This window comes from Streptomyces sp. NPDC002276 (assembly GCF_053891435.1).
On the sequence record NZ_JBSFCQ010000004.1, the window covers coordinates 53,049 to 70,224 of the forward strand.

Genomic DNA, 17,176 nt, shown 5'->3' on the forward strand with positions numbered 1-17,176 from the left:
ATGACCACGATCCTGGGCCAGAACCAGTACGGCAAGGCCGAGAACCGAGTCGTCAAGATCACGCGGGACGGCGCCACCCACCACATCAAGGACCTCAACGTGTCCGTGTCGCTGAGCGGCGACATGGACGAGGTCCACTACTCCGGCTCGAACGCCAACGTGCTGCCGACCGACACCACCAAGAACACGGTGTACGCGTTCGCCAAGGAGCACGGCATCGAGTCCGCCGAGCAGTTCGGCATCCACCTCGCCCGGCACTTCGTGACCAGCCAGGAGCCGATCAGGACCGCGCGGATCCGCATAGAGGAGTACGCCTGGGAGCGTACGACGGGGGGCCACTCCTTCGTCCGCAAGGGCCAGGAGACCCGGCTCACCCAGATCACCTACGACGGCCGGAGCTGGGAAGTCGTCTCCGGGCTCAAGGACTTGACGGTACTCAACTCGACGGACTCCGAGTTCTGGGGCTACGTCAAGGACAAGTACACGACCCTCCCCGAGGCCTACGACCGCATCCTGGCGACCGAGGTCTCCGGGCGCTGGCGCTTCAACTGGTCCGACGACGCACAGGAGATGCCCGACTGGGAGTCCTCCTACGAGCGGACCAGGCAGCACATGCTCCAGGCGTTCGCCGAGACGTACTCGCTCTCGCTCCAGCAGACCCTGTACCAGATGGGTTCGCGGATCATCGACAACCGCGACGAGATAGACGAGGTCCGCTTCTCGCTCCCCAACAAGCACCATTTCCTTGTGGACTTGGCGCCGTTCGGGCTGAAGAACGACAACGAGGTGTACTTCGCCGCCGACCGCCCCTACGGCCTGATCGAGGCGACCGTCCTGCGGGACGGCTGCGCGGCGAAGATCCCGGCTGACCTCACCAACCTCTGAAGGACCCACCATGGCAGCCGTTGAGCGCATCGTCATCGAGAACTGTTCCCTTGCCACCGTCGACGCCCAGGACACCGAGTACGCCACCGGTCATCTCGTCATCGCGGGCAACCGCATCGAGTCGCTCGGCGCGGGCAGCGCCCCCGAGGGGCTCACGGATGTGGTCCGGCGCATCGACGCCACCGGTCACCTGGTGACCCCCGGCCTGGTCAACACCCACCACCACTTCTACCAGTGGATCACCCGGGGCCTGGCCACCGACCACAACCTTTTCGACTGGCTCGTCGCGCTGTACCCGACCTGGGCGCGCATCGACGAGCCGATGGTCCGCGCCGCCGCGCAGGGCTCCCTCGCGATGATGGCGCGCGGCGGGGTGACCACCGCGATGGACCACCACTACGTCTTCCCGAAGGGCTCCGGCGACCTCTCCGGCGCCATCATCGGCGCCGCCCGCGAGATGGGCGTCCGCTTCACGCTGGCCCGCGGCTCGATGGACCGCAGCGAGAAGGACGGCGGACTGCCGCCCGACTTCGCCGTGGAGACCCTGGAGGGCGCCCTTGCCGCGACCGAGGCGACGGTACGGGAGCACCACGACGCCTCCTTCGACGCGATGACCCAGGTCGCCGTCGCCCCCTGCTCGCCGTTCTCCGTCTCCACCGAACTCCTGCGGGAGGGCGCCGAGTTGGCCCGTCGGCTCGGGGTGCGGCTGCACACGCACGGCTCGGAGACGGTCGAGGAGGAGCAGTTCTGCAAGGAGCTGTTCGGCATGGGCCCGACCGACTACTTCGAGTCCACCGGCTGGCTCGGCGAGGACGTGTGGATGGCGCACTGCGTCCACATGAACGACTCCGACATCGCCGCCTTCGCCCGCACGAAGACCGGTGTCGCCCACTGCCCCTCGTCCAACGCCCGCCTCGCGGCCGGTATCGCCCGCGTCCCCGACATGCTCGCCGCCGGCGTCCCGGTCGGCCTCGGTGTCGACGGCACCGCCTCGAACGAGTCAGGCGAACTCCACACCGAACTGCGCAACGCGCTCCTGATCAACCGCCTCGGCGCCCACCGCGAGGCGGCCCTGAACGCCCGTCAGGCGCTGCGCCTCGGGACCTACGGCGGCGCCCAAGTCCTGGGCCGCGCAGGCGAGATCGGCTCCCTGGAGCCCGGCAAGCTGGCCGACCTGGTGCTGTGGAACCTGGACACCCTCGCCCACGCCTCGATCGCCGACCCGGTGACCGCGCTGGTCTTCGGCGCGGCGGCCCCGGTCACCGCGTCGTTCGTGAACGGCCGTCAGATCGTAGAAGCGGGACGCCTGTTGCACGTGGACGAGGACGCCATCGCCCGCGCGACGCGGGAAGAGGCCCGGCGGCTGGCACGGATCGCCGCACAGGGCTGAGCAGTTGGCCTACCAGCAGTCCAAGATCTCCGGTTGAGGGGGACGGCCCTCATCCGGTGGCCGTGGCCGGGGCGTGCATGCGCGCGCCCCGGAACGGCCTTGCCCATCCCTTTTGTTCGGTTCCGTCCTCCGGTCCCGCACGACCGCGCACCACCTCCACAAAACCCACGTCAGAGTCGACGTGTCAGCTGACCCGGAGGAACCGCCGTGACCACCCATCCCGTCGACGAGAAACTCCCCGCACTCAAGATGGCCACCACGGGCCTGCAACACGTGGCCGCCATGTACGCGGGCGTCGTCGCCCCGCCGCTGATCGTCGGGGCGGCCGTCGGCCTCTCCGGCACCGAACTCACCTTCCTCACCGGCGCCTGCCTCTTCACCGCGGGTCTCGCCACCTTCCTCCAGACCCTCGGGATCTGGAAGATCGGCGCCCGGCTGCCCTTCGTCAACGGCGTCACCTTCGCCGGGGTCGCCCCGATGACCGCCATCGCCGCCTCCACCAAGGACAAGTCCGACGCGCTGCCCGTGATCTTCGGCGCGGTGATCGTCGCCGGCCTGCTCGGGTTCCTCGCCGCCCCCTTCTTCAGCAGGGCGGTCCGCTTCTTCCCGCCGGTCGTCACCGGCACCGTGATCACCCTCATAGGCGTGTCCCTGCTGCCGGTCGCCTTCGGCTGGGCGCAGGGACCCAACCCCTCGGCGGACGACTACGGTTCGACGACCAACCTGGGACTCGCGGCGGCGACCCTCGTCATCGTGCTCGTCCTGCGCCGCTTCACCCGGGGCTTCGTCAGGCAAGTGGCCGTCCTGCTCGGCCTGTTGATCGGCACGCTCCTCGCGATCCCCTTCGGCGCCACGGACTTCGCCCCGGTCACCGACGCCGACCTGATCGGCTTCCCCACCCCCTTCCACTTCGGCGCACCGCAGTTCCAGCTCGCCGCGATCGTCTCGATGTGCGTCGTGATGGTGGTCTCGATGACCGAATCCACCGCGGACATGCTGGCGTTGGGCGAGATCGTGGACCGTCCGGCGGACGAGGCGACCATCGCCGCCGGCCTGCGCGCCGACACCCTCGGCTCGGCCATCAGCCCCCTCTTCAACGGCTTCATGTGCAGCGCCTTCGCCCAGAACATCGGCCTGGTCGCCATGACCCGCATCCGCAGCCGGTACGTCGTCGCCACCGGCGGCGGCTTCCTGGTGCTGATGGGCCTGTGCCCGATGGCCGCGTCGCTCATCGCCGTCGTACCACGCCCCGTGCTGGGCGGCGCGGGCGTCGTCCTCTTCGGCTCGGTCGCCGCGAGCGGCATCCAGACCCTGGTCAAGGCGGGCCTGGAGAAGGGCGACAACGTCCTGGTCGTGGCGGTCTCGCTGGCCGTCGGCATCATCCCGATCACGGCACCGGACTTCTACCACGCGTTCCCCGGGACCGTCCGGATCGTCCTCGACTCGGGCATCTCCACCGGCTGCGTGGCGGCGGTGGCCCTGAACCTGGTCTTCAACCACCTCGGCCGACGGCAGAAGACGCAGGAGGCACCCCGCACCGGCCGACTGTTCCCCTACGCCGGCGCCTCCGGCACGAACTCCTAGCCGACCGGCCGCGGTTCACGGCAGAAGGTCAGCCGCCCCGGACCGCCCGGCAGGGCATGGCCTCGGGGAGTCGGCCCGTGAAGTACGACCGGGGCGGGACACCCATCAGGGCGCGGAAGTCGGACGTCATGTGGGACTGGTCGTAGTAGCCGGTGACGGCGGCGAGTTCGGCCCAGGAGAGTTCGGTGGCGTGGGCCACCACGGCGCGCACCCGGTTGACGCGGGCGTAGTGCTTGGGGGAGAGACCGACCCCCTCGGCGAAGAGATTGCGCAACTGCCGCTCGCTGACCGCCAGTTCACGGGCGACAGCGGGTACCGGGCCGGGGAGGTGACCGGTGCGGATCGACATCGCGTCGACACCGGCCCGGACGAGTTCGGCGCGCGCGGAGTCCGCGACCGCGGCGAGGCGGTCCGGGACGACCTCCGTGAGTCGGGCGATCGCCGCCTCGGGCTCCAACCCGTGCAGTTCCACGGCCAGTTGGCGGGCGAACCGGCCGGGCAGGTCGCTCAGGGGCATGGCCCGGCCGACGAGATCGACGGCCGGAACACCCAGCAACGGCCGTGTCGTGCCCGGCGTCAGCCGCAATTCCGCACAGGACACGAGGTGTTTGGCCGCGTGGTAGGTGGCCCGGACGCGCGGCCCGACGACGAGGACACTGCGGCGGCCGTTCCCCTCCACGCGGACCACCAACTTCGTGGCCGCGTCCGGGAGATGGACGAACGGCTCCACCGGGAAGCGGTTCACGGTCAGGTCGGCGATGCGCGAGACCCAGGGGCGCAGCTCGTCCGGCAGGGGCAACTCCCGTTCGGACACGTCGGCGTTCGTCACCCCTCCACGGTAAGCGCGCCACCGGCCCGCACCGGGCCCCCGAACGTGCCGGAATCTCCTAGAACCGAAGACCCCTCTCCGCCCACCGTGGTGGCCATGATCCTAGTGACGGGTGCCACGGGCACCATCGGCAGCGAGGTCCTACGACAGCTCGTGGCGCGCGGCGAGAAGGTGCGCGCCCTCACCCGGGACCCCGAGAAGGCCCGGATTCCCTCGGGAGTCGAGACGGTACGGGGTCTGCCCGCCGACCGGGCCTCCGTGGACGCCGCGCTGACCGGCGCTGAAGTCGCCTTCCTGGTGGGCGTGTTCGGACCGGACGACGCGGAGCACGACCGGGGACTGGTCGAGGCCGCGCGGGCGGCGGGCGTGCGCCGGATCGTGAAGCTCTCCGGCATCGGCACCGGCGACCCCGCCGTCGGACCGGTCGGCGGCTGGCACGTGGCTGGTGAACAGGCCGTGCGGGACAGCGGGTTGGAGTGGACGATCCTGCGCCCCTCCGCCTTCGCCTCGAACACACTCGGCTGGGCGGCCTCCGTGCGGGCGGGCACCCCGCTGCCGAACACGAGCGGCACCGGCGGCCAGGGCGTGGTCGACCCGCGTGACGTGGCCGAGGTGGCGGTGGCCGCGCTGCTCGACGTGGGCCACTCGGGGCGGACGTACACACTGACCGGACCCGAGGTGCTGAGCGTGCCGGACCAGGCCGCCGTACTGGCCGAGGTCCTCGGGCGCCCCGTGGAGGTGCGCGACCTGTCCTCGGCCGAGGCGCGCGAGTATCTGCGCGGTCTCGGCTACAGCGACACCTTCGTCGACGCCTCCGAGATCAGCAGGGAGTTCGTCCGCAACGGCGGCAACGAGGTCGTCACCGGGGAGGTGCGGGAGGTTCTGGGCCGACCGCCGCGCACCTATCGGGAATGGGCCCAGGACCACAGGGAGGCGTTCGGGGCGGGGCTCGGCGAGGGGTGACCCGAGCCGCTGCGGGGGCGTCAGTCGCGCCGCCCCCGCAGCACCCCCGCCGCCAGCACCAGCGCCGCCGCCGCGATCAACGCCGCGACCCGGAACGCCAGTTGGTACCCCGACGCGGTCGCCGGGATCAACTCCGCGCCCCGGGAGACCAGTTCGTCGGTCCGGCCCGCCGCAAGTGTCGACAGCACCGCGAGCCCCAGTGAACCGCCCACCACCTGCGTGGTGTTGAAGAGCCCAGAGGCCAGCCCCGCGTCCTCCTCCCGCGCCCCCGACATGGCGAGCCCGGTCAGCGCGGGCATCGCGGCGGCGAACCCGGTGGCGAGCAGGAGGAGCGGCGGCAGGACGTCGGCGACGTACGAACCGTCGGCGGGGGCGCGGCTCAGCAGGCCCATGCCCGCGACGATCAGGACCAGCCCGGCCAGCAGCACCCGGTACGCGCCGAACCGGCCGATGGTCCGTGCGGAGAGGCCGAGCATCAGCGCACCGATCGCGATCGGCGTCGGAAGGAACGCCGTGCCGGTGAGCAACTCGCTGAAGCCCAGGACCCGTTGGACGTACAACGCGCCGATGAACTGGAAGCCGAACATCGTGCCGATCATCAGGATCTGCACGGCGTTCGCCCCGGTCAGCAACCGGGAGCGGAACAGCCGCAGCCGCAGCAGCGGGCGGGCGGCCCTGGCCTGACGGACGGTGAACGCCACGAAGAGCGCCAGGGCGAGGGCGGCCAGCAGCAGCGTGGCGGTGAGGGAGCGGGCACCGGTGCCGACGATGACATACACCGTGAGCATCAGCGCGCCGGTGACCAGCGCGGCGCCCGGGTAGTCGGCGCCCCTGCCGAGTCCGACGCCCTGCTCCGGGGCCAGGACGCGGACGGCGGCGAACCAGGCCACGATCCCGATCGGCAGGTTGATCAGGAAGATCCAGTGCCAGTTCAGGGCCTGGGTCAGCGCCCCGCCCAGGAAGGTACCGAGGGCTCCGCCGCCCGCGCCGACCGCGCTGAACACCGCGATCGCGCGGGCCAGTTCACGCGGTTCGGGGCTGTGTTGGATATGCGGCTGCCGCCGCGCGGGCGCGACGAGCATCCCGAGGACGACCGCCGAGGCCATCGCCCCGCCGACGCCCTGCACGGCTCGGGCCGCGATCAGCATCCCCTGACTGTTCGCGAGCCCGCACAGCACGGAGGCCGCGGTGAACACGGCGAGCCCCGCCGTGTACATCCGCTTGCGGCCCACCAGATCGCCCAGCCGGCCGACGAGGAGCAGCAGTCCGCCGAACGGGATCATGTAGGCGTTCACGACCCAGGCGAGCCCCGGCCCCGTGAAACCGAGGTCGCGCTGGATCGCCGGCATGGCGACCGTGACGATGTTGCCGTCCAGGATCGTCATCAGCGTCCCCGCGCACAGGACGACGAGGGACGCCCAGCGGGAGTACGTTCGTTCCAGCGTGCGTGGCTGTGACTCGGACAGGGTCGACATGGCTCGTGGCCTCCATGGTTCTCCGTTGCACCCATAGGTGCACGACTTGTAACGGGGAACATCGTGAGGAACCATGGAGGTCGGCAAAAGGAGGCACTTCGATGTCCCAGGGGAACACCGGTGTTACCGCCCAGGTCGTGAACGCGCACGCCTGTCCGGTGCGCGAGGTTCTTGACAGGGTGGCCGGCAAATGGAGCGTGCAGATCCTGGTCGCGGCGGCCCACGGCCCCATCCGCTTCACCGAGTTGGAGCGCGGCATCGAGGGCATCAGCCGGCGCATGCTGACCCTGACGCTGCGCAACCTGGAGCGCGACGGACTCGTCACCCGCACCGTGCACCCGACCGTGCCACCCAAGGTCGAGTACCGACTCACCCCGGTGGCCCAGGAGTTGCACGAGACATTGCTACGGCTCACGGACTGGGCGGAACGCAACCGCGTCCACATCGCGGAGGCGCGCGCGACCTACGACGCCGAGCACCAGCCGGAGTTGCTCGACGTGTAGGCCGCCGCGGGATTGTCGGGACGTGGTCCCCGTCACGGCGTGGCGAGCGCCTCCGTGGGTGAGAGGCGTGCCGCCCGGATCGCCGGATACAGACCGGCGAGGCCGCCGATCAGCAACGTGGCCGCGATGCCGCCCGCCAGTGCCCAGGGCGGGACCACCGCGGGCCAGCCCTGGTAGACAGCGTATCCGGCCGTGACGGCCAGGCCCAGCAGGGCTCCGCCCGCCCCGCCGAGCGCCGACAGCAGCAGGGACTCCGTGAGGAACTGCGAGCGGATCTGCCCGCGCGTCGCGCCCAGCGAGCGGCGCAGTCCGATCTCGGCCCGGCGCTCCAGCACCGAGATCACCATCGTGTTCGCCACCCCCACCCCGCCGACCAGCAGCGCCACCGCGCCGAGACCGAGCAGCAGCCCGGTGAACGCCTCGCCCGCCGCGCGCTGCGCGGCCAGCGCGTCCGAGGGCCGGGACACCTGGACCTCGCTCGGCGCCTCGGGGTCGGCGGTGGGGCCCAGCCGATCACGCACCGCCTCCACCTTCGCCTCCTGCGACCGCGTGTACACCGTGGTCGGGTACCCGTCGAAGCCGAGCCGGTCCTCGGCGACCGGCCAGCCGATCAGTGCCGCGGTGTCCAACTCCGGTGCCAGGGCCGCCGGTTCGAGGATGCCCACCACGGTGAACCAGGTGCCGCCGACGAGCACCTGCGCGTCGCGGTCCGCGTGACCGACGCCGAGCCGGTCGGCCGCGGTCGCGCCGAGCACCACGGCCGGATACCGGGCCGTCGCCGCGTTCAGCCAGACACCGCTCGCCAGCCGGGCCCCGATCGCGGAGCGCAGCGAGGCGCGGACCGCGTAGGCCGCGAGCCCGTTCGTCTCCACTGCCGGGATCCGGTCGGAGCGGTACACCTTCGCGTCCGGCACCCTGCCGACCGCCGACACCGACTCCACCCCGTCGATCCGCGCCACCATCCCCTCCGCTGTGGAGGGGAGTCGGGCCTGGCCGCCGGTGAGCGTGCTGCCCGGCGACACCGTCAGGAGATTGGTGCCGAGTGCCGCGAGCGCCCGGTCCAGATCGGCCTGCGAGGACGACGAGATCCCGACGACCGCCACCATCGCGGCGATACCGATCGCGATGCCCAACGCCGACAGGAACGCCCGAAGAGGCCGGGTGCGCAGCCCCACCGCGCCGACCCTGACCACGTCGGCAGGGCGGAGCCGGGCCGGGCGCAGCACCTCCGGAGGCGGTGCCGGCGCTCCCCGAACTGCCGCCGCCTGTACGGTCATCGGGCCACCCCCGTGGTGAGCGGGCGCGCCGCCGAGTCCTCGACGACCCGTCCGTCCCGCATCCGCACCTGCCGGGGCAGGGACTCCGCGATCTCCTGGTCGTGGGTGATGATCACGACGGTGGTACCGACGGCGTTCAGCTCCCGCAGCAGGGTCATCACACCAGCCCCGGACGCCGAGTCCAGCGCGCCCGTCGGCTCGTCGGCGAGCAGCAGCGCGGGCTCCCCGGCCACCGCGCGGGCCACCGCGACCCGTTGCCGCTCGCCACCGGACAGTTCGTGCGGCTTGTGGTGCAGCCGGTGCCCGAGACCCACCCGGCGCAGCGCTTCGGCGGCCCGTGCGCGCCGCCGCGCCGGACGCAGTCCGGAGTACAGCAGCCCGTCCGCCACATTGGTCAACGCCGAGGTCCCGGAGGCCAGATGGAACTGCTGGAACACAAAGCCGATCCGCCCTGCCCGCAACGCCGAGAGCCGCGCGTCCGACAGCACGCCCGCGTCGTAGCCGTCGATCCGTACCCGGCCCTCGGTGGGCCGGTCGAGGGTGCCGAGCATGTGCAGCATCGTCGACTTGCCGGAGCCCGACGGGCCGACGACGGCGACGAGTTCGCCGCGCGCCACGGTCAGCGAGACCCCGGCCAGGGCGGTGACCCCGCCGGGGTAGACCTTGGTGACATCGGTGAGCGCGATCACGCGGGCATCCCCACCCTCGTGCCCGCGGTGATCCCGGCGCCGCTGATCTCCACCCGTCCGTCCGCGAACAGGCCGGTCTCGACCGGGACATAGGAACTTCCCGCCCTCTTGACCACCTGCACCCCGAAACCGCCCTGCGGCAGCGCCACCAGCGCGGCGACCGGCACGGTCAGCACGTCCTTGCGCTCGCCGGCCGTGAACGACACGTGCACCGACGCCAACACATAGGGTGCGGCGGCCCGTTGCGCCTTCGTCCCGTCGAGGGCGACGATCACCTTCACCTTGGTCGTGGGGTCCTGGTCCGCGCCGTTGCCGGGGATGATCTCGGTGGTGACGTCGGAGACCCGGCCGTCGACCACGGTCCCGTCCGGGAGTTCCACGGTCACCTTCGAACCCTCGCGTGCCAACCGCTGGTCGGCGGTGTCGAGTTCGACGGTGACCGCCTGCGCGGTGGCGGTGTACGACAGCACCTTCTGGCCGGGGCCGATGGCCGCGCCCTCCTCCGCGGCCAGGGCGTCCACGCGCACGGCGGACGGCGCGAACACCACGCGGCCCAGCTCCACGGCACCGGTCTCGTCCAGCCCCTGGTCCTCCTGCCACTCCTTCACCGCGTCGGCCGTGGCGTCCGTGTAGGTGTCGTCGACGGTGAAGCCGCCGTAGCCGAGTGCCTTGAGGTTGCGCTCCAACTCCCTTACGTCCGTGCCCTCGTCGCCCGTCCGCAGGGTCCGGTACGCGGGGACCGCGCCGTACATCAGCACCACCGGCCGGTCGTCCACGCGGTACAGCGCCGCACCGCGGGTGACCTGCCGACCGGACTCCGGGAGGTGAGTGACCGTACCGGGGACGCGGCCGACGACCGAGGCCGAGGTGCCGTAACCAAGTGAACCGTCCTCCGTCTGGCTGTCCTTGAGTGTTTGCCGGGTCACCGTCGCGGTGGCCGGGGGGAGTTGACTCGTCGCGCTCTCCTTCGAGCCGCGGTCGCCGAGCCCGAGCCCGGCGGCCGCGGCGCCGCCGACCGCGGCCAACACGGCGAGGGCGACGAGGAGTTGGCGGGTACGGCGGGGGCGGCGGGCGGGACGGTCGGCGGCGGTCGTGTCATCGTGGCCGGTGCCACCGCGTTCACTGTGTCCCGTGCCGACGGGATCCGCTCCGGCGGTCTCCCGCTCGTGCGCGAGCGCCGGCTCAGCCATTGCCGTCGGTGTTGTCGGACTTCTGGCCGCCGGACGGCGCGTACTTCTGGCACTTCTTGTCGGCCTTGGCGAAGTCCGGGTCGTTCGCCACGCTGCCGTCGATCTGGATGCCCTTGCCCGGCTCGGGGTCGGGGAAGTTCTCGACGCCGTTGTCCCGCATGCACTGCGACAGCTTGCGCATCTTCGCCTCGACCTCCGGGTCCGCGCTCGCCCCGCCCGACTGCCTCGGGTCGTACTTGCCGCATGCCTTCATCGCCGCGTCCACCGTGGATTTGGGGACGTTCCCGGTGATCCTGATCTGGAGTCCCTGGCCGGGCTCCGGGTCTTCCACGTCCACGCCGTGCTCGCGCAGGCACTGGGCGAACTTCACCCCTTGGTCGTCCTGCGCGCTCCTGCTCGCCGCCGCGCCCGTCACCGTGGTGGCGTCGTCGCCGGAGCCGCAGCCGCCCACCGTCAGGGCCAGCGTCGTCAGCAGCGCGGCGGGCAGCGCCGCCCGGGCACCGCCGTTGCGCATCCGTAGTCTCATGGTGTCGTCTCCTGGGTCTCGGGTACCGTCCGGCAACGAAGCGAAACCGACGGGCCGTTTCCCGGGCGTTTCCATGGCCCCACGGCACTCACTGACGGCGAGGAAACACCGGCCCGGGCACGCTGTCCCTCGCGCGGTGCTCAGTGCTCCGCCCTCGCCGGTCGCCCGGCGCCCACAGGAAGGTGTCCGGGATGCGGGTCCTGGTCGTCGAGGACGAACCGATGTTGGCCGACGCGATCGCCGAGTGGCTGCGCGGCCAGGCCCACGCCGTCGATCTCGCCCACGACGGCGCGGCGGCGCTGGAACGGGTGGACGTCGTCGACTACGACGTGATCGTCCTCGACCGAGACCTGCCGCGGGTGCACGGAGACGACGTGTGCCGCGAGATCGTCGCCGCGGAGACTTCTGTACGCGTCCTCATGCTGACGGCGGCGGCCGAGATCACCGACCGGGTCGAAGGGCTCGGTCTCGGCGCCGACGACTACCTCGTCAAGCCGTTCGCGTTCCCCGAACTCGCCGCCCGCGTCCTGGCGTTGGGCCGTCGCTCACGGCCGGCCGCACCGCCGGTGCTGTGCCGCGCGGGTCTCACCCTGGACCCGGCACGCGGCGAGGTCTTCCGGGGCAGCCGCTATGTGCCGCTGTCGAAGAAGGAGTTCGCGGTCCTCGCCGAACTGCTGCGCGCCGAGGGCGCGGCGGTCTCCGCCGAACAGCTCCTGGAGAAGGCGTGGGACGAGAACGCCGACCCCTTCACCGGCGCCGTCCGCCTGGCCGTCCTCAAACTCCGCCGCAAACTGGGCGAACCACCACTGGTGGAGACCATCACGGGAGTGGGGTACCGCATCCCGTGAAACGCCCCCACCCGACAGACCACCCGACCCGCCCGTCGGACGGCACCGCTCATGAGCCGGACCGTCCCGCCCACCCGACGGACCGCCCCGCCCGTCCCACGCCGCGCCCGGCTCCCACGACTGAACGCCCCCGTGGACTCCGTCTGTTGCCGCGCCGGATGACTCTCCGGGCTCGTCTCACCCTCACCTACGGCGGTCTCTTTCTGGTTGGTGGCATGTTGTTGCTCGCGGTTACCTATGCTCTGCTCGACCAGCAGTTGGGCCGTACCGGTGCCCAGGTGCTTTCGCGGACGGAGGCGTCCGCGCAGCCCTCGTCCGGTGGTGGGGCGACGTCGGGCAAGGGGGCCGGCGGGCCGACGCCGTCCGGCACGCCGAGCGGTTCCGCTCAGGACACCCGGACCGTCATCGGCGGGTTCACGGCGACCCCGCCGCCCGGTGCCGACCTGGAGAAGTGGATGGACGCCCAGCGCGACGGCTGGCGCCGTGAGGCCACCACCTCGCTGCTCACCCAGGGCGGTATCGCCCTGGGTGTCGTCGGCGCCGCCGCGGCCGGGTTCGGCTGGCTGGTCGCGGGCCGGGTACTGGCCCCGCTGCACCGGGTCACCGACACCGCCCGCCGGATCGCCGGTGCCCCGGCCGCCGACCGGGGCCTGCACGAACGCATCGCGCTGCGCGGGCCCGACGACGAGGTCAAGGATCTCGCCGACACCTTCGACACGATGGTCGAACGACTCGACCGCTCCTTCGACGGCCAGCGCCGCTTCGTCGCCAACGCCTCGCACGAACTGCGCACCCCGCTCACCCTGGGCCGGGCCCTGGTCGAGATCGCCATGCACCGCACGTCCGCCTCCGAGGACGTGAAGCAGCTCGGCGAGAATCTGCTGGAGATCAACGCCCGGCACGAGCGGCTGATCACCGGGCTTCTGCTGCTGGCCCGTTCGGAGAACGAGGTCGCCGAACGGCTTCCGGTGGACCTGGCCGACGTCGTGGCCCATGTGGCGGACCAGACGGCACCGGAGGCGGACCGGGCCGGCGTCACCGTCCAGGACAAGTCCGCCGAGGCCATGACGCTCGGCGACGCGCTCCTCCTGGAGCGGCTCGTCCACAACCTCGTCGAGAACGGCGTCCGCCACAACACCGGCGAGGGCGGCTGGGTCCGGGTGACCAGCGCGGTCCATGACGCGGACCGGGTGGAACTGGAGGTCACCAACACCGGCCCGCCGGTCGCGTCGTACGAACTCCCGTCCCTCTTCGAGCCGTTCCGCAGACTGGGCGCCGACCGGGTGGTCACCGGCAGGGGCGCGGGCCTCGGGCTGTCGATCGTGCGGGCGATCGCACGCGCCCACGGCGGGGAGGTCACCGCGCTGCCCCGGCCGGACGGCGGCCTGAAGGTGACGGTGACGCTGCCGCGGGCACCGGAGTAGCCCCGGCTCAGAGTCCGAACAGGCCCGGGTCCGTGGTCAACCGCTTGAAGTGCTCCCGGGGTTGGGCTGCCAGTCGGCGTTCCTTCAGGTCCAGTAGTCCGCCGACCGACGCGACCTCCGCGGAGATCGTGCCGTCGGTCTTCGTGATCGTCTGGGTGACCCGGAACGTCTTGCCCTCACCCCACTCGAAGACACAGCTCACCTCGACGTCCTCGCCCGCGCGCAGCTCCCGCAGATAGCGGATGGTCGTCTCCAGCACGACGGGTGCGATCCCCTCGGCGAGCAGCTCGGTCTGACCCACCCCTGCGGCCTGCAACAGTTCCCAGCGGGCATGCTCCGCGTATTGTAGATAGACGCTCTGATTGAGGTGCCCCAGGCTGTCGGTCTCGTATCCGCGGACGGTCACCGGGACGGAAAACGGCTCGCTCACTGCGTTCCCTTCTCATGCTGACGGAACTCGTACTGACGGACGATCTGCCGCACCGATCTTGGCATGCCCCTCAGTTTCTTCGCGGTGAGGCCAGCAGGTAACTCGCCCCCGTACGCGGCTCGTTGTGCTCGCTCACCTGCCAGCCCGCCCGCTCCAGCGTCTCCGCACAGGCGCGCAGCGCCGCCCCGTCCGGGTCGCGCACGGCGACGGCCTCGGGCTGCGGGGTCGCCCGCACCCGGTAGCCCTCCGTGTCGTCCCGCCCGGAGGGCCGGTGCCCGGCCGCCTCCAGGGCGAGCGCCGCGGCCTGCACCAGATGCGAACGCTCCCAGCCGCACGGCCGGTCCACGGAGCCGTCCCGGTTGGTCATCCGCCGCAGCTCCACCAGCCCCTGCCACGCGCTGTGGACCTCACGGATACGGGCCGGACCGGTGTCCGCCGCTTCCTCGCCGCCGATCCGCGCGGCGAACACCCCGGTGGTCGTGGGCGCCTCCACGACGGGCTCGGCGACCTCCGGGACGGACTCCCGTATGCGATGCCCCGCCGGGGTCAGGAAGTGGTCGTGCGGCGGACGCGGGTGCCGGAACGCGAGCCCCCGCCTCACCAGCGCGGCGAGCTGCGCCTCCGTACCCCGCAGCCGCCCGCTGACGGGATCGGCGGCGTCGATGACACGCCGCTGCGCGGCGGTCGGCGGTCGTGTCACGGCGTGCTCCTCCCCACCGCGTCGACGAGTGTCCGCGGCTCATTCGAAGGCTACGACGGCGGTCTGACATTCCAGGCGGCGATCACCGGCCGCCCGTGCTCCGTGCCCAGCCGGCACAGCGTCCCGGTCGCCAGCTGGAACAGCGCCCCGTCCGACGGCGGCAGCCCGAGCCGCCGCGCGGTGAGGACCCGTAGGAAGTGGCCGTGTGCCACCAGCACCACCACGCCCTCGGTGTTCGCGAGCGCCGCGTCGACCTTGGCCAGTACCCGGTCGGCGCGCTGCCCCACCTGTTCCGGGCTCTCCCCGGGATGATCCGGCGGCCCGGGCGCGACCCCGTCGGTGAACAGGAACCAGTCCGGCCGGATGCGCTGGATCTCGACGGTCGTGATCCCCTCGTAGCCGCCGTAGTCCCACTCCCGCAGATCCGGGTCGATCCGTACGTCCGTCAGACCGATCAGCTCGGCGGTCTCCCGGGCCCGCTGCAAGGGGCTGACGAACGCGGCGCCGACCCGGTGCGAGCGGATCAGCGGCACCAGGCCGCGCGCCTCCGCCCGCCCCTTCTCGGTCAGCGGGACATCGGTCCAGCCGGTGTGCCGCCCCGACCGGGACCATTCGGTCTCTCCATGCCGTACGAGGAAAAGATCGCCCATACCTCACAGGCTATGGGCCCACTGCTCCAACGTCGCGAAATCGCCCTCCCGCAGACCCTGGCGCGGGTCCACCTTGAGGAGGAGCGCCGGGCCGTCATGGTGTGCCTCGACATGCCGTACGTCCAGGTCGGTGACCAGGTCGTCGACCCAGACGAAGGGCCGTCCCGCCGCCCAGGCCACGACCTGCCGGGTCTTCCAGTAGAGGCCGTCCGGGTCCTTCGCGAACAGATTGGTGAACTCGATCACCGGCAGGTCGCCGGGGAGCCCGATCACCGGCGCGATCATCTCGTTGGCGTGGTGCATCCAGGTGGTGGCCCAGGCCGGCTCGTACGGGAGCGCCAGTATTCGCTCGCCGTGCCCCGGGTGCAGGCGCACCCGCAGTCCGCGCCGCAGCCGCCGGGAGCCCGGCGGCTGGCGGGCCGACCAGTTCGGCGGCCACATCCGACGGGTGACATAGCCGCGGTGACGCAGGAACCGGGCGCCGTACGGGTTGAGCGGGCCGTCGACGTCGAGGAGCAGCAGCGGGCGGTCTGTCATGCGGAGGAGCTACCCAGGGCGGGGCGAAGGTAACTGCCGCTACTGGCGGTACCCGCCGAGGAACCGCCCGATCCGGCCGATCGCCGCCTCCAGGTCGTCCGCGTACGGCAGCGTGAGGATGCGGAAGTGGTCCGGGGTGGGCCAGTTGAAGCCGGTGCCCTGGACCACCTGGATCTTCTCCCTCAGCAGCAGGTCCAGGACGAACTTCTCGTCGTCGTGGATCTTGTGCACCTTGGGATCGAGCCGGGGGAACGCGTACAGCGCGCCCTTCGGCTTCACGCACGACACCCCGGGGATCTCGTTGAGCTTCTCCCACACCACGTCGCGCTGTTCGTACAGCCGTCCGCCGGGGACGGTCAGGTCGCGGATGGACTGACGGCCGCCCAGCGCGGCCTGGATGGCGTACTGCGCGGGCGCGTTGGGGCACAGCCGCATGGAGGCCAGCATGGTCAGGCCCTCCAGGTAGTTCTTCGCGTGCTGCTTCGGGCCCGTCACCACCAGCCAGCCCGAGCGGAAGCCCGCCACCCGGTACGTCTTCGACAGCCCGCAGAAGGTGAGGACGACCAGGTCGGGGGCGAGCGCGGCGGCCGAGTGGTGCACAGCGTCGTCGTAGAGGATCTGGTCGTAGATCTCGTCGGCGAAGACCATCAGGCCGTGCCGGCGGGCGAGGTCGAGGATGCCCTCGACGATCTCCTTCGGGTAGACGGCTCCGGTGGGGTTGTTCGGGTTGATGATGACGACGGCCTTGGTGCGGTCGGTGATCTTCGCCGCCATGTCGTCCAAGTCCGGGTACCAGTCGGCCTGTTCGTCGCAGAGGTAGTGCACCGCCTTGCCGCCGGAGAGGGTCGTCACCGCCGTCCAGAGCGGGAAGTCCGGGGCGGGGATGAGGATTTCGTCCCCGTCCTCCAGGAGTGCCTGTACGGCCATGGAGACCAGCTCGGAGACGCCGTTGCCCAGGAACACGTCGTCCACGTCGACTTCGAGACCCAGGGTCTGGTAGCGCTGGGCGACCGCGCGGCGGGCGGAGAGGATGCCCCGCGAGTCGGTGTAGCCGTGCGCCTGGGGGAGCATCCGGATCATGTCCTGGATGATCTCCTCGGGCGCCTCGAAGCCGAAGAGCGCGGGGTTGCCGGTGTTCAGCCGCAGGACGCTGTGGCCCGCCTCCTCCAGTGCGTTGGCGTGCTCGATCACCGGACCGCGGATCTCGTAACAGACCTCGCTGAGCTTGCTCGACTGCCGGAACTCCATTGCGCCCTCGCCCCATCGGCTTCGTGTG

The 17,176-nt window shown here is 71.5% G+C and carries 18 protein-coding genes; 7 read left to right on the forward strand and 11 right to left on the reverse strand.

Annotated features, from left to right (window positions below; genetic code table 11):
- The 3 genes from pucL (at position 1) to ACWIHT_RS12290 (ending at position 3,859) form a co-directional block, all read left to right on the forward strand.
- Positions 1-885: a factor-independent urate hydroxylase gene (gene pucL, locus ACWIHT_RS12280; protein WP_456167164.1), complete on the forward strand. Its 885-nt coding sequence runs from the start codon at positions 1-3 to the stop codon at positions 883-885.
- Between the two features lie 10 nt (positions 886-895).
- Positions 896-2,275 (forward strand): 8-oxoguanine deaminase, encoded by a 1,380-nt coding sequence (locus ACWIHT_RS12285; RefSeq protein WP_456167166.1) that lies wholly within the window; start codon positions 896-898, stop codon positions 2,273-2,275.
- Between the two features lie 207 nt (positions 2,276-2,482).
- Complete coding sequence (locus ACWIHT_RS12290; protein ID WP_456167168.1) at positions 2,483-3,859, forward strand: nucleobase:cation symporter-2 family protein; 1,377 nt, start codon at positions 2,483-2,485, stop codon at positions 3,857-3,859.
- 28 nt (positions 3,860-3,887) lie between these two features.
- Here the strand turns inward: ACWIHT_RS12290 and ACWIHT_RS12295 are convergent, their stop codons facing one another.
- The gene (locus ACWIHT_RS12295; RefSeq protein ID WP_456167170.1) at positions 3,888-4,688 is read right to left on the reverse strand and encodes a helix-turn-helix domain-containing protein; all 801 of its coding nucleotides are present in this window, start codon (positions 4,686-4,688) and stop codon (positions 3,888-3,890) included.
- Between the two features lie 96 nt (positions 4,689-4,784).
- Between ACWIHT_RS12295 and ACWIHT_RS12300 the strand changes: the two genes are divergently transcribed.
- Positions 4,785-5,651, forward strand: coding sequence for an SDR family oxidoreductase (locus ACWIHT_RS12300; protein ID WP_456167172.1), 867 nt, complete (start codon positions 4,785-4,787; stop codon positions 5,649-5,651).
- A 20-nt stretch (positions 5,652-5,671) separates the two neighbouring features.
- On the opposite strand, the gene ACWIHT_RS12305 is transcribed toward ACWIHT_RS12300, so the two are convergent.
- Entirely contained in the window at positions 5,672-7,126 is a 1,455-nt protein-coding gene (locus ACWIHT_RS12305; protein WP_456167174.1) for an MFS transporter, read from the reverse strand.
- Positions 7,127-7,227: 101 nt separating this feature from the next.
- On the opposite strand from ACWIHT_RS12305, the gene ACWIHT_RS12310 reads away from it, so the two are divergent.
- Positions 7,228-7,629, forward strand: coding sequence for a winged helix-turn-helix transcriptional regulator (locus ACWIHT_RS12310; protein ID WP_456167176.1), 402 nt, complete (start codon positions 7,228-7,230; stop codon positions 7,627-7,629).
- A gap of 32 nt (positions 7,630-7,661) precedes the next feature.
- On the opposite strand, the gene ACWIHT_RS12315 is transcribed toward ACWIHT_RS12310, so the two are convergent.
- The 4 genes from ACWIHT_RS12315 to ACWIHT_RS12330 are packed head-to-tail and all read right to left on the reverse strand — an operon-like array spanning position 7,662 to position 11,311.
- Positions 7,662-8,906 carry an ABC transporter permease gene (locus tag ACWIHT_RS12315; RefSeq protein WP_456167178.1) on the reverse strand — a complete coding sequence of 415 codons (1,245 nt, stop codon included), beginning with the start codon at positions 8,904-8,906 and terminating at the stop codon, positions 7,662-7,664.
- Positions 8,903-9,595: an ABC transporter ATP-binding protein gene (locus ACWIHT_RS12320; protein WP_456167180.1), complete on the reverse strand. Its 693-nt coding sequence runs from the start codon at positions 9,593-9,595 to the stop codon at positions 8,903-8,905. The genes ACWIHT_RS12315 and ACWIHT_RS12320 overlap by 4 nt, the downstream gene beginning before the upstream one ends.
- Complete coding sequence (locus ACWIHT_RS12325) at positions 9,592-10,785, reverse strand: efflux RND transporter periplasmic adaptor subunit (protein ID WP_456167182.1); 1,194 nt, start codon at positions 10,783-10,785, stop codon at positions 9,592-9,594. The genes ACWIHT_RS12320 and ACWIHT_RS12325 overlap by 4 nt, the downstream gene beginning before the upstream one ends.
- Complete coding sequence (locus ACWIHT_RS12330; protein ID WP_456167184.1) at positions 10,778-11,311, reverse strand: hypothetical protein; 534 nt, start codon at positions 11,309-11,311, stop codon at positions 10,778-10,780. The genes ACWIHT_RS12325 and ACWIHT_RS12330 overlap by 8 nt, the downstream gene beginning before the upstream one ends.
- Positions 11,312-11,502: 191 nt before the next feature.
- On the opposite strand from ACWIHT_RS12330, the gene ACWIHT_RS12335 reads away from it, so the two are divergent.
- Together ACWIHT_RS12335 and ACWIHT_RS12340 are read left to right on the forward strand one after the other, a co-directional pair.
- Positions 11,503-12,159 (forward strand): response regulator transcription factor, encoded by a 657-nt coding sequence (locus ACWIHT_RS12335; RefSeq protein WP_456167186.1) that lies wholly within the window; start codon positions 11,503-11,505, stop codon positions 12,157-12,159.
- Between the two features lie 215 nt (positions 12,160-12,374).
- Positions 12,375-13,583: a sensor histidine kinase gene (locus ACWIHT_RS12340; protein ID WP_456167188.1), complete on the forward strand. Its 1,209-nt coding sequence runs from the start codon at positions 12,375-12,377 to the stop codon at positions 13,581-13,583.
- Positions 13,584-13,590: 7 nt separating this feature from the next.
- On the opposite strand, the gene ACWIHT_RS12345 is transcribed toward ACWIHT_RS12340, so the two are convergent.
- From ACWIHT_RS12345 to ACWIHT_RS12365, 5 genes are all read right to left on the reverse strand, one after another.
- A complete protein-coding gene (locus tag ACWIHT_RS12345) occupies positions 13,591-14,013 on the reverse strand; it encodes an acyl-CoA thioesterase (RefSeq protein WP_456167190.1) in 423 nt (140 codons plus the stop codon).
- A gap of 70 nt (positions 14,014-14,083) precedes the next feature.
- On the reverse strand, positions 14,084-14,713 hold the full coding sequence (locus ACWIHT_RS12350) for a hypothetical protein (RefSeq protein WP_456167192.1): 630 nt from the start codon (positions 14,711-14,713) through the stop codon (positions 14,084-14,086).
- A gap of 50 nt (positions 14,714-14,763) precedes the next feature.
- Complete coding sequence (locus ACWIHT_RS12355; protein WP_456167194.1) at positions 14,764-15,363, reverse strand: histidine phosphatase family protein; 600 nt, start codon at positions 15,361-15,363, stop codon at positions 14,764-14,766.
- 3 nt (positions 15,364-15,366) lie between these two features.
- A complete protein-coding gene (locus ACWIHT_RS12360) occupies positions 15,367-15,900 on the reverse strand; it encodes an HAD domain-containing protein (RefSeq protein WP_456167196.1) in 534 nt (177 codons plus the stop codon).
- 39 nt (positions 15,901-15,939) lie between these two features.
- A complete protein-coding gene (locus tag ACWIHT_RS12365; protein ID WP_456167198.1) occupies positions 15,940-17,148 on the reverse strand; it encodes a pyridoxal phosphate-dependent aminotransferase in 1,209 nt (402 codons plus the stop codon).
- Positions 17,149-17,176 lie beyond the last annotated feature (28 nt).